This window comes from Micromonospora sp. NPDC050980, from assembly GCF_040653835.1.
In the GTDB taxonomy this organism is placed as follows: Bacteria; Actinomycetota; Actinomycetes; order Mycobacteriales; family Micromonosporaceae; genus Micromonospora.
This window is the reverse complement of record NZ_JBFAGS010000004.1, coordinates 361,872-373,436: the sequence shown is the minus strand read 5'-3', so window position 1 is coordinate 373,436 and position 11,565 is coordinate 361,872. Positions and strand designations below refer to the sequence as shown.

General features: G+C 72.0%; 10 protein-coding genes. 4 read left to right on the top strand and 6 right to left on the bottom strand.

Going from position 1 to position 11,565, the window contains the following annotated elements; translation table 11 throughout:
• Positions 1-511: 511 nt before the first annotated feature.
• On the bottom strand, positions 512-898 hold the full coding sequence (locus AB0H28_RS10140; RefSeq protein WP_358036595.1) for a VOC family protein: 387 nt from the start codon (positions 896-898) through the stop codon (positions 512-514).
• A 623-nt stretch (positions 899-1,521) separates the two neighbouring features.
• Between AB0H28_RS10140 and AB0H28_RS10135 the strand changes: the two genes are divergently transcribed.
• Together AB0H28_RS10135 and AB0H28_RS10130 are read left to right on the top strand one after the other, a co-directional pair.
• The gene (locus tag AB0H28_RS10135) at positions 1,522-2,298 is read left to right on the top strand and encodes an HAD-IIB family hydrolase (protein ID WP_358036593.1); all 777 of its coding nucleotides are present in this window, start codon (positions 1,522-1,524) and stop codon (positions 2,296-2,298) included.
• A gap of 147 nt (positions 2,299-2,445) precedes the next feature.
• The gene (locus tag AB0H28_RS10130; protein ID WP_358036592.1) at positions 2,446-4,242 is read left to right on the top strand and encodes an adenylyl cyclase; all 1,797 of its coding nucleotides are present in this window, start codon (positions 2,446-2,448) and stop codon (positions 4,240-4,242) included.
• Between the two features lie 45 nt (positions 4,243-4,287).
• Here AB0H28_RS10130 and AB0H28_RS10125 read toward each other — a convergent pair whose 3' ends face one another.
• The gene (locus AB0H28_RS10125) at positions 4,288-4,878 is read right to left on the bottom strand and encodes an ATP-dependent Clp protease proteolytic subunit (protein ID WP_358036590.1); all 591 of its coding nucleotides are present in this window, start codon (positions 4,876-4,878) and stop codon (positions 4,288-4,290) included.
• A gap of 296 nt (positions 4,879-5,174) precedes the next feature.
• Positions 5,175-5,807, bottom strand: coding sequence for a helix-turn-helix domain-containing protein (locus AB0H28_RS10120; RefSeq protein ID WP_358036588.1), 633 nt, complete (start codon positions 5,805-5,807; stop codon positions 5,175-5,177).
• Positions 5,808-6,138: 331 nt separating this feature from the next.
• Here AB0H28_RS10120 and AB0H28_RS10115 point away from each other — a divergent pair, with 331 nt between their 5' ends.
• Complete coding sequence (locus AB0H28_RS10115; protein WP_358036586.1) at positions 6,139-7,152, top strand: potassium channel family protein; 1,014 nt, start codon at positions 6,139-6,141, stop codon at positions 7,150-7,152.
• A 71-nt stretch (positions 7,153-7,223) separates the two neighbouring features.
• Here AB0H28_RS10115 and AB0H28_RS10110 read toward each other — a convergent pair whose 3' ends face one another.
• A complete protein-coding gene (locus tag AB0H28_RS10110) occupies positions 7,224-7,694 on the bottom strand; it encodes a MarR family winged helix-turn-helix transcriptional regulator (RefSeq protein ID WP_358036584.1) in 471 nt (156 codons plus the stop codon).
• Positions 7,695-7,777: 83 nt separating this feature from the next.
• Between AB0H28_RS10110 and AB0H28_RS10105 the strand changes: the two genes are divergently transcribed.
• On the top strand, positions 7,778-8,425 hold the full coding sequence (locus tag AB0H28_RS10105; protein ID WP_358036582.1) for an NAD(P)H-dependent oxidoreductase: 648 nt from the start codon (positions 7,778-7,780) through the stop codon (positions 8,423-8,425).
• A 76-nt stretch (positions 8,426-8,501) separates the two neighbouring features.
• Here AB0H28_RS10105 and AB0H28_RS10100 read toward each other — a convergent pair whose 3' ends face one another.
• Together AB0H28_RS10100 and AB0H28_RS10095 are read right to left on the bottom strand one after the other, a co-directional pair.
• Positions 8,502-9,536 carry a 2-oxoacid:ferredoxin oxidoreductase subunit beta gene (locus tag AB0H28_RS10100; RefSeq protein WP_358036580.1) on the bottom strand — a complete coding sequence of 345 codons (1,035 nt, stop codon included), beginning with the start codon at positions 9,534-9,536 and terminating at the stop codon, positions 8,502-8,504.
• Positions 9,529-11,376 (bottom strand): 2-oxoacid:acceptor oxidoreductase subunit alpha, encoded by a 1,848-nt coding sequence (locus AB0H28_RS10095; protein WP_358036578.1) that lies wholly within the window; start codon positions 11,374-11,376, stop codon positions 9,529-9,531. Before AB0H28_RS10095 ends, AB0H28_RS10100 begins: the two co-directional genes overlap by 8 nt.
• Positions 11,377-11,565: the final 189 nt, after the last annotated feature.

Genomic DNA, 11,565 nt, shown 5'->3' with positions numbered 1-11,565 from the left:
CCGACGGCTCAGCGGCCGGCTGTCCCACGGTGGTCTCGGTCGTCATCTGGCGTCTCTCCCTTGATCGGTCGATCAGCCGTTATTTGTACAGTCCCCCAATGCGAAGCCTTGACCAGCAGCAATCTGGTTCAGCAATCGAAGTGCTCGTTCGTGATTCCCCTTTGTCCCCACCCCGATCGCATCTGTCTGCGATCAGGTTTTTGCCTGCGCGGGCACTGCGAGCAGAGCTTCAGTCAGCGGGAGGTTGATGCCCCCGCGGTACTGCGGAGCGACATATACCCCCGCAGAGGTAGCCGGTCCGGCCGTTGTGGAGCACGACCTCGTACCAGATGTCGGAGCTGACGCCGGTGCGCTCGCCGGCCGGATCATCGGCCTGGGTCCGGCGCCGGTTCGCGCACCAGCGGCGACGGTCACCGGCCAGCCCTTCCGCCGGGTCGGCGGCGATACCGCCGGGTCGGCCGACCGCGGGCGCGGTCCTACCGGTCACGTCGCGGTACGAGTACCGGAGCGCTCACCTGATCTTCGAGACGATCTCCACGAGGTTGCCGTCCGGGTCGCGGAGCAGGGCGTTGCGGTTGTCGTTGCCGGAGTCGTGGGGAGATCGGACTGCCGGCGCGCCGGCGGCGGTCAGCCGCGCGAAGGCGGCGTCGACGTCGTGCGTCCAGACCACCAGCGCCATGGCAGGGCGTCCGGGTTCGGCCGTGACGCCGTGGGCCCTGCGTGCCGCCTCGGTCGTGCCGAGCCCGAGGGTGCACCCGCCCAACCGGAGTTCGACGTGCTCCGGGACGGCCCCGGCGGGGGTCCGGAAGGTCTCGGTGAAGCCGAGCAGGTCCCGGTAGAAGCGGATGCCCGCCTCGATGTCGGCGGTGTAGAGATTGACCAGCGCTGAGTCGAACATGCGTACAGGCTAGGCGGTCGAGCTGCCCGACGACGCTGTCAACAGGCGCCGAGGCGTTGATCTCGGGTGGCGGTCGCCTGCGGCAGCGGCTCGACCGCGGTGGGGTCTGCCGGGTGGAGCCGGCCAGCTCGCCGATCAGGTGGTGCTGCGACGCCAGCCGGTGCCGCAGCACGTCATGGTGTGGTTGACCAGGCAGGTTCGCCGCATTCGCCGGGAACGGCCGGGCCCTGAGGTCGGGTGGGTCAGCGGGATCTCCGTACCGATGGAGGAGCAGCTACGGGCGAAGGCCGACGTGGCCCAGATCCCGGTGGTGGTCGTTGACTGGCCGGCGCCATCGTGCCGGGCGGGTTCGGCGTCGGCGGCGAGGCCGAGCACCTCCGGCGCGAAATCCGGGCCCCGGCGTGTCGTAGCGTCAGATGGCCTTGTCGTCCCGGGTCTCCTCCGGTCGCATCCGTTCACCGTCGGCGTCGACGGAACGGATGTCGACCGCCTTCCGGGCCATCGGGCGTGGCCGCCTTGTTACGCTCCGTCAATAGGCCGAGTTCCTGGGCGCTCCGGCGGGTGCCAGGTCACACCGGTACCCTGCTAGTCCCGGCCCGTCCGCGACGACACATGAGGTTTGCGTGAACGATCTTCGAGTGGTGGCGTTCGACCTCGACGACACCCTGGCGATTTCCAAGTCCCGGATCGATCGTCGGATGGCGGAGCTGCTCGGTCACCTGCTCGCCGAGGTGGATGTCCTGATCATCTCCGGTGGTCGGTTCGAGCAGTTCCAGTCGCAGGTGCTGGCCCATCTCGACCTCACCGAGGAGCAGTGCGACCGGCTGCACCTGATGCCGACCTGCGGCACCCGTTACTACCGCTGGTCGTCCGGCGACTGGCGGCTGGTCTACGCGGAGGACCTGAGCGGGGCCGACAAGGCGCGGGTGATCGCCGCGTTGACCGAGTCGGCGCAGGCGCTCGGGCTGTGGGAGGCGAAGACCTGGGGCGACATCGTCGAGGACCGGGGCAGTCAGATCACGTTCTCCGCGCTGGGGCAGTCCGCCCCGCCGGCCGAGAAGTACGGCTGGGACCCGGACGGGAGCAAGAAGAAGCGGCTGCGCGACGCGGTCGCCGCGAAGCTGCCCGACCTGGAGGTCCGTGGCGGCGGCTCGACTTCGATCGACGTGACGCGCAAGGGCGTGGACAAGGCGTACGGCATGCGGAAGCTGCTGGAGCACCTCGACCTGAAGATCGACAACGTGCTGTTCGTGGGGGACCGGCTCGACGTGGGCGGCAACGACTACCCGGTCAAGGCCATGGGCATCCGCAGCGTCGCGGTGACCCGCTGGGAGGAGACCGCCGACTACGTCGAGGCCCTGGTCGACGACCTCGTGAAGCAGCGCGCCGAGCGCGCCTGAGGCAACGCGGCGGGCCGGGTGCCGGAGCGCCGGTCGGCGTTGCGTGGTTTCCCGGTTCCGGAACCCGGAAGTCTGGCGGGATCGACGGTGATGAGGTAGGAACGGCCAGAGAGCGCTCTCCGTCCCCTCACCGAACAAGGCAGGCAGATGCGATCACCCGACCCCTCCCGCCGCCGCTTCCTCACGCTCACCGCCTCGGCGGCCTCGCTCACCGCCCTCGGCCTTCCGGCCGGTGCTGCCGCCGCGTCCCCGACCGCGCGGCCCCACCGACCCGCCGGCGAGCCCGACTTCGGCCCCAACGTCTTCGTCTACGACCCGAGCACCCCGGTTGCGGAGATCCAGTCCACCCTGGACCGGCTCTTCACCGCCCAGGAGCACAACGAGATGGGCCTCGACCGGTACGCCGTGCTGTTCAAGCCCGGCCGCTACGAGGTGGACGCCCGGCTCGGCTACTACACCACCGTCGCCGGCCTCGGTGCCCACCCGGACGACGTGGAGATCCACGGCGCGGTCCGGGTGGTCGGCCAACCCGACCCGAACTCGCCGGCCGGCATCTCCGCGCTGACCAACTTCTGGCGCTCGGCCGAGAACCTCGCCGTCACCCCCACCGACTGGTCGAACCAGTGGGCCGTCTCCCAGGCGTCGCCGATGCGCCGGGTGCACGTCAAGGGCGTCCTCTGGCTGGAACCCGGCAACGGCGGCTACTCCAGCGGCGGCTTCATCGCCGATTCCAAGGTGGACGACGTCACCATCAACGGCTCCCAGCAGCAGTGGCTCACCCGGGACAGCGAACTCGGCGGCGACTGGACCAACGGGGTGTGGAACCAGGTCTTCTCCGGGGTGATCGGCGCGCCCGCGCAGGGCTTCCCCGACCCGCCCTACACCACGCTGCCGACCAGCCCGGTGATCCGGGAGAAGCCGTACCTCTTCGTCGACGACGCGGGCCGCTGGCGGGTCGCGGTGCCCCGACTGCGCCGCGACACCGCGGGCACCACCTGGGCCGCCGGCGGCGCGCCCACGCCCTCGCTGCCGCTTACCGACTTCTTCCTCGCCCGGCCCACCGACTCGGCGAAGCGGATCAACGCCGAACTCGCCCGGGGTCGGCACCTGCTGCTCACCCCCGGCGTCTACCGGTTGGACCGGGCGCTGCGGGTCCGCTGGCCGAACACCGTCGTGCTCGGTCTCGGCATGCCCAGCCTCGCGCCGGTCGCCGGCGACGCGGCGCTGCGAATCGAGGACGTCGACGGGGTACGGATCGCCGGGGTGCTCGTCGACGCCGGTCCGGTCGAGTCCGAGGTGCTGGTCGAGGTCGGCGGGCGGCACTGCCACCGGTCGCACGCGGGCAACCCGATCTCCCTCCAGGACGTCTTCTTCCGCATCGGCGGCCCGTACGCCGGCCGCGCGGTGACCAGCCTGGTGGTGAACAGCCGGCACACGCTCATCGACAACATCTGGGCCTGGCGGGGCGACCACGGCAAGCCGGGCACCATCGGCTGGACGGTCAACACCGCCGACACCGGCGTGCTGGTCAACGGCGACGACGTGACCGCGTACGGGCTCTTCGTCGAGCACTACCAGCGCTGGCAGACGGTGTGGAACGGCGAGCGCGGCCGGACGGTGTTCTACCAGAGCGAGTTGCCCTACGACCCGCCCAGCCAGGCCGCCTGGCGCAGCCCGACCGGTGACGGCTGGGCCTCCTACCGGGTGGCCCCGCACGTCCGCCACCATGAGGCGTGGGGGCTGGGCGTCTACGCCTACTTCAACCAGGGCGTGGACATCCGCTGTGACCGGGCGATCGAGGCGCCGCGCCGGGCCGGGGTGCGGTTCCACGACGCGATCACGGTGTTCCTGGACGGCAGCGGCGGGATCGAGCGCACCATCAACGAGGCCGGCACCCCGGTGGTCGGCTCGTACGGCACCAGCCCGGTGATCAGCTACCCGTGACCGGCGGCGGCCCGGCCGGCACGACACCGGCCGGGCCGCACCCGATCAGGTCGCGAGCTGGTCGACCCGGTAGAGCACCTGGTCGACCAGGCCGTACTCGCGGGCCTCCTCGGCGGTGAACCAGCGGTCCCGGTCCCAGTCGCGCTGGATCTCCTCCAGCGTGTGCCCGCTGTGCTCGGCGATCAGCTCCTGCATGGTGCGCTTCACGTGCAGCATGTTCTCGGCCTGGATGGTGATGTCGGCGGCCGTGCCGCCCATCCCGCCGGAGGGCTGGTGCATCATGATCCGCGAGTGCGGCAGCGCGAACCGCTTGCCCGCCGCCCCGGCGCAGAGCAGGAACTGTCCCATCGAGCCGGCCATCCCGAGCGCCAGCGTCGCCACGTCGTTGCGGACGTACCGCATGGTGTCGTAGACGGCCATGCCGGCGCTGACCGAGCCGCCCGGCGAGTTGATGTAGAGGAAGATGTCCCGCTCCGCGTCCTCGGCCGCGAGCAGCAGGATCTGCGCGCAGATCTGGTTCGCCGACGCGTCGGTGACCTCGGTGCCGAGGAAGATGATCCGCTCCTTGAGCAGCCGCTCGAAGACCCGGTCGCCGAAGGCCGGCTGCCCGTCGTCCCGCATCCAGATGCCACCCATGACCGCCCACCTCCGTAGCGCCGGTGGGCGGGGGACCGCCCGGCGTGCCGGCGGACTCCAGCGTCCGCCGGGCCGGCCCGCCCGGCCCAGGCTTTCTGCCCCGGGCAGATCCGCCCTCGGCAGAAGCCGGAGGCGGATCGAGGCCGCGCCCCGTCCCGTCGTCCGACCACCCCGCGCGACCCGGCGTCCGTCCGCACCGACGGCGCGCGGCGTCGCGCCGGCCCGGCTCGTCCGGCCCCCGCGCGGCCCGGCGTCCGTCCGCAGCGACGGCGCCCCCGCCCGGCGGACCGTGGGCGCTACGCCGCGACCGGGCGCCGTCCGGCCGCGCGGGCCCGTCGCCGCGCCAGCGCAGGTGAGGTACGCGGACGCGGGCGCACGATAGGCGTCGGGATCAACCAGATCCGGGTGCCGGTGCCGATCAGCTCCGGCGCGCCGTGGCGGAGCGGCGGGCCGACCGGTGTGGGGGCCGGGCCCAGCGGACGCAGCTCGCCGCCGAACAGCGGGACCGGCGCGGCCGGGCGGGTGGCGTGCGGTGCCGCGGGTGTGATCGGACGGGCGAGATGCGGTGCGTTCGGGCCGGCCGGGCGGCGGGTGGCGTGCAGCCGGGGTGGGCCGACCCGGAGCGGCGGCCCGCCGCGGGTCGCGGGCGCCCGGTCGATTCGGGCCAGCGGAACCGCGGAGCGCACCGGCGTGGGCCGCTCCCGGCGCAGCTCGTCGCGTGCCTCCTCCAGCAGGTCGGCGAGGTGGATGCCGAGTGCCCGGCAGATCGCGGCCAGCACCTCGGAGGAGGCCTCCTTGCGGCCGCGTTCGACCTCGGAGAGGTAGGGCAGGGAGACGCCGGCCGCCTGCGCCACCTCGCGCAGCGTGCGGCCCTGACGCTGGCGGATCCGCCGCAGCACCCCGCCGATCACCCGTCGCAGCAACGACATGCCGGCCTCCTCGCGGTCGCCGTTCGCCGACCCCACCCATCATGCCCCGTTCCGGCGCCGTGGACCGGCCCGGTCGACCCCCTGGTGCCGACCCGCCGGTGGATCAACGCCGGAGGACCGCGTGGCCGGCCGGCTCGGCGACGACATCCGCCCGGCCGACGATCGGATCCGCGTCGTCGACGGCGACACGGGCGGGGCAGCCGCTCGGCGGATGTGACGGCATCCTTACCGCTCGTGGCATGGGGGGCGGGTCTCCGGCCCGGCCGGCCGGCTCGTGGCGTACCCGCTATCTTGAGGGCGTGCAGGCGACGGTGGCGGAGCGGGACCGACGGTGATCCATTTTCCCGCGCAACGGCGTGGGCCGTTGAGCGCGCTCAGTCTGCGCCTGCTCGCCGCCCTGGGGCTGGTCCTCGCCACGGTCTTCGTGGTCTGGGTCGACCGCGAGGGCTACCGCGACGCCAACGGGGACGGGCTCACCCTCCTCGACTGCTTCTACTACGTGGTGGTCTCGCTCTCCACCACCGGCTACGGCGACATCGCCCCGGCCAGCCCGTCGGCTCGCCTGGTCAACGTCCTGTTCGTCACGCCCGCCCGGGTGCTCTTCCTGATCATCCTGGTCGGCACCACCCTGGAAGTCCTGACCGAGCAGTACCGGACCGGCCGTCGCCTGTCGCGGTGGAGGAGAACCGTGAAGGACCACGTCATCATCTGCGGCTACGGCACCAAGGGCCGCAGCGCGGTCTCCGCGCTGCTGGAGAACGGGGCCGACAAGTCCAAGATCGTGGTGGTCGAGCGGAGCGGCCCGGCGCTGCGCCAGGCCACCTCGAACGGCCTGGTGACGATCGAGGGGTCGGCGACCCGCTCCTCCGTGCTGGAGGAGGCGCATGTCCGCACCGCCAAAGCGGTCATCATCGCGACCGACAGCGACGACGCCTCGGTGCTGGTGGCGCTGACCGTCCGGCAGCTCACCGCCGGTCAGGTGCGGATCATCGCGGCGGTCCGGGAGGCGGAGAACGCGCCGCTGCTCAAGCAGAGCGGAGCGCACCACGTGATCGTCTCGTCGGCGACCGCCGGCCGGCTGCTCGGGCTCTCCACCTCGGCCCCGCCGCTGATCGACGTGGTGGAGGACCTGCTCACCCCCGGGCAGGGCATGGCGCTGGCGATGCGCTCGGCCGAGCGCAGCGAGGTGGGCCGCTCACCACGTGAGCTGGAGTCACTGGTCATCGCGCTGGTCCGCCGGGGCAAGGTGGTCACGCTCAACGACCGGGCCGCGGCGACGATCGAGACCGGCGACATGCTGGTCCACGTCCGCGACGACCGGCCCCAGGCGACCACCACCGTCTGAACCGCGGCTGCCCGTCGTCGAGCCGGGCGCCGGCCCCTGCCGGAGGCGTCAAGAGGGCCCCGCCTTTCCACTCAGCAGGCGGGCTCGACCGCCCCGGCGCACGGTGGCGCGCAGCCCTGGCTGGCCCGTCGCAACAGGTCGTAGAGCTGGTCGCGTTCGTCCGGCGTCAGGGCGCCGAGCACGTCGTCCTCCGCGTCGGCGAGCGCGCACTCGGCCTCGCGGAGCCGTTTCGTGCCCGCCATGGTCAGGCTCACCACGTGTCGGCGGCGATCCTCGGGCGAGCGGCGCCGCTCGACCAGGCCGGCCGCTTCGAGGTCGTTGAGCAGCCCGACCACGTTGGTGCCGTCGATCTGGAGCGTGCCGGCCAACCCCTGTTGGCTGATGCCGTCCGAGTCGCGCAGCACGGTGAGCGCCACCAGGTGCCGGGGGCGGAGCCCGAGCGGGGTCAGCGCCGACTCCGAGCGCAGCAGCATCCGCCGGGCCAGGTGTTGCAGCAGTGGCCCGGAGCGGCGCTCCGACTCGTCGGCGGGCCCGGCTGACATGTGACCCAGTCTACGCGGACCGAGGAACATCCCCCTGCTATAAATGGTTGGTGCTACACAAACCATCTGCGGAGGAGCAACCAATGGCGCACCTGCTGCACATCGACTCGAGCATCACCGGCGAGGCATCGGTCAGCCGACGCCTCACCGCCCGGGCAGCCGCCGCCTGGCAGGCCGCCCATCCCGGGGGCACGGTCACCTACCGGGACCTCGCCCGGGACCCGCTGCCGCACCTGGACGCCGCCGGCGGGCTCGCCCGCGCGGTGCCGCCGGACCAGCACACCCCCGAGCAGCGCGCGTCCTGGCGACTGACCGAGGAACTGGTGGCGGAGGTGACGGCCGCCGACACGGTCCTGCTCGGCCTGCCGCTCTACAACTTCGGCCCGCCGAGCAGCGTGAAGGCGTGGGTCGACCACCTGATCGCGCCCGGCCTCGCGGTCGACCCGGACACCGGGGCCGGGCTGCTCGGCGGTCGCGAGTTCGTCGTCTTCACCACCCGGGGCGGCGGCTACGGCGCAGGCACCCCGCGGGCGGGTTGGGACCACGCCGAGCCGTGGCTCCCGCACGGCGTCTCCATGACCGGCCTGAAGCCGCGGTTCATCTCGACCGAGCTGACCCTCGCCCCGGTCAAGCCCGCCATGGCCGAGCTGATCCCGCTGCACGAGGCGAGCCTCGCGGCGGCCGAACGGGCCATCGACGAGCTGTGGGCACCCGTCGCGGCGGGCGTCTGACCGGCACCGCGTGACCGCGAAGGCGGGCCGTTCCCCGGGGAACGGCCCGCCCTCGCGTCGGCGGATCAGGGACGGGTCAGAGAATGGTCCACGTGTCGCCGCTGCCGAGCAGCGCGGAAAGCTGCTGCTCCGGGGTCTGGTCGACGCCGGCGCGCGCCGCCGCGACCTGCTCCTGCACCACGGTGTCGTAGGCGGGGCGTCGCACCGCGCGGAACACCCCGAGCGGAGTGTTGCGCAGGTCCGGACCGGGCAGCCGGGACAGCGCGAACGCGTACGCCGGGTCGGCGACCGTCGCGTCGTGCACCACGATCTCCCCGGCCGGGGTGGCCGCGGTCTCCCGCACCTCCAGCCCGAAGCCGCCCGGCGGGTGGACGACGCAGAACTGCCCGTCTGCGCCGAACGTGATCGGCTGCCCGTGCTCCAGCCGGATCAGGAAGTCGTCCCGGGTGGCCGGCTCCTTCAACGGCTCGAACGCCCCGTCGTTGAAGATGTTGCAGTTCTGGTAGATCTCCACGAACGCGGAGCCCTTGTGCTCGGCGGCGGCCCGCAGCACCGACTGGAGGTGTTTGCGGTCCGAGTCGAGGGTCCGGGCCACGAACGTGGCCTCGGCGCCGAGCGCCAGCGAGAGCGGGTTGAACGGGGCGTCCGCCGAGCCGACCGGCGTCGACTTGGTGATCTTGCCAACCTCGGACGTCGGCGAGTACTGACCCTTGGTCAGGCCGTAGATCCGGTTGTTGAACAGCAGGATCTTCAGATTGACGTTGCGGCGCAGCGCGTGGATCAGGTGGTTGCCGCCGATGGAGAGCGCGTCACCGTCGCCGGTGACCACCCAGACCGACAGGTCCGGCCGGGACACCGCGAGGCCGGTGGCGATCGCCGGGGCGCGGCCGTGGATCGAGTGCATGCCGTACGTGTTCATGTAGTACGGGAAGCGGGACGAGCAGCCGATGCCCGAGATGAAGACGGTGTTCTCCCGGGCGATGTTCAGCTCCGGCATGAAGCCCTGCACGGCCGCCAGGATGGCGTAGTCGCCGCAGCCGGGGCACCAGCGCACCTCCTGGTCGGACTTGAAGTCCTTGGCGGTGAGCTTCAGGGCGACGGGCTCAGACATTCTTCAGGACCTCTTCCAACATCGTCTCCAGCTCGGCGGCGGTGAACGGCAGGCCGCGGACCTGGTTGTAGCCGATCGCGTCGACCAGGTACCGCGCCCGGATCACGTGGGCGAGCTGGCCGAGGTTCATCTCGGGAACGACCACCCTGTCGTAGGAGCGCAGCACCTCGCCGAGGTTGGCCGGCATCGGAGCCAGGTGCCGCAGGTGCGCCTGGGCCACCGGGAGCCCGCGCTGGCGCAGCCCCCGGCAGGCGGCGCCGATCGGCCCGTACGTCGAGCCCCAGCCGAGCACCAGCACCCGGGCGTCGCCGTCCGGGTCCTCCACCTCGACGTCCGGCACCGCAATGGTCTCGATCCGGGCCGCCCGGGTCCGGACCATGAAGTCGTGGTTCGTCGGGTCGTACGAGATGTCGCCGGTCTTGTCGGCCTTCTCCAGGCCGCCGATCCGGTGCTCCAGCCCGGGCGTGCCGGGGACCGCCCACGGGCGGGCCAGGGTGCGCGGGTCGCGCAGGTAGGGCAGGAAGGTGGTGCCGTCCTCGCCGTTGGGCCGGGTGGCGAACTCGACCCGCAGGTCGGGCAGGGACTCGACGTCCGGCAGCAGCCACGGCTCGGAGCCGTTCGCCACGTAGTTGTCCGACAGGAGGATGACCGGGGTGCGGTAGGTGAGCGCGATCCGGGCCGCCTCCAGCGCGGCGTGGAAGCAGTCCGACGGCGATTTCGGCGCGATCACCGCGACCGGGGCCTCACCGTGCCGGCCGTACAGGGCCATGTTCAGGTCGGCCTGCTCGGTCTTCGTGGGCATGCCGGTGGACGGCCCGGCCCGCTGCACGTCGACGATGACCAGCGGCAGTTCCAGCGCAACCGCCAGGGAGATCGTCTCGCTCTTCAGCGCCACACCGGGACCGCTGGTGGTGGTCACGCCCAGCGACCCGCCGTACGACGCGCCCAGCGCCGCGCCGACCGCGGCGATCTCGTCCTCGGCCTGCATGGTGACCACGCCGAACTTCTTGTGCTTGCTGAGTTCGTGCAGGATGTCCGACGCCGGGGTGATCGGGTATGCCCCGAGGAACACCGGCAGCCCCGAGCGGACCCCGGCCGCCACCAGGCCCAGCGACAGCGCCGCGTTGCCGGTGATGTTGCGGTAGGTGCCCGGCAGCATCCGCGCCGGCTTGACCTCGTAGCGGACGGAGAAGTCCTCGGTGGTCTCGCCGAAGTTCCAGCCGGCCCGGAACGCGGCGACGTTCGCCGCCACCAGCTCCGGCCGGGCCGCGAACTTGCGCTCCAGGAACCGCAGCGTCGACTCGTAGGGGCGGGAGTACATCCAGCTCAACAGCCCGAGCGCGAACATGTTCTTGGCCCGCTCGGCGTCCTTCTTGGACACCTCGTGCTCCGCCAGCGCGCCGACCGTCATGGAGGTGAGCGCCACCGGGTGCACCGCGTAGCCGGCGAGCGAGTCGTCGTCCAGCGGGCTGTTCGCGTAGCCGACCTTGGCCAGGTTGCGCCGGGTGAACTCGTCGGTGTTGACGATGATGTCCGCCCCGCGCGGCAGGTCCGCCAGGTTGGCCTTGAGCGCGGCCGGGTTCATCGCCACCAGCACGTTCGGCGCGTCGCCGGGGGTCAGGATGTCGTAGTCGGCGAAGTGCACCTGGAAGCTCGACACGCCCGGCAGCGTGCCGGCGGGGGCGCGGATCTCGGCCGGGAAGTTGGGCAGGGTGGAGATGTCGTTGCCCAACTGCGCCGTTTCCGAGGTGAACCGGTCGCCGGTGAGTTGCATGCCGTCGCCGGAGTCGCCGGCGAACCGGATGACCACCCGGTCCAGCTGACGGATCTGCTTGGTCACTCCCGCACCTCGCTTCGCTGAGCGCCGTCACCCCCGGCGGCACGGCCCGCTCCGATTCTCACGACAGAGCCTACGTCGGACGGTTAGGGCCGCCTTGGTGGAGGTCCGACGTGTGGGACTCGATTCGGCCGGTGTATGCCCTGCTTTGCAGGCTTTAGTACCGCACCCCGTAATCCAGGTCACCACATT

Coding starts and splice junctions, on each gene's coding strand:
- AB0H28_RS10140 (WP_358036595.1), bottom strand. CDS start 898: ATGTTCGACTCAGCGCTGGTCAATCTCTACACCGCCGACATCGAGGCG.
- AB0H28_RS10130 (WP_358036592.1), top strand. CDS start 2,446: ATGCGATCACCCGACCCCTCCCGCCGCCGCTTCCTCACGCTCACCGCC.
- AB0H28_RS10125 (WP_358036590.1), bottom strand. CDS start 4,878: ATGGGTGGCATCTGGATGCGGGACGACGGGCAGCCGGCCTTCGGCGAC.
- AB0H28_RS10120 (WP_358036588.1), bottom strand. CDS start 5,807: ATGTCGTTGCTGCGACGGGTGATCGGCGGGGTGCTGCGGCGGATCCGC.
- AB0H28_RS10110 (WP_358036584.1), bottom strand. CDS start 7,694: ATGTCAGCCGGGCCCGCCGACGAGTCGGAGCGCCGCTCCGGGCCACTG.
- AB0H28_RS10105 (WP_358036582.1), top strand. CDS start 7,778: ATGGCGCACCTGCTGCACATCGACTCGAGCATCACCGGCGAGGCATCG.
- AB0H28_RS10100 (WP_358036580.1), bottom strand. CDS start 9,536: ATGTCTGAGCCCGTCGCCCTGAAGCTCACCGCCAAGGACTTCAAGTCC.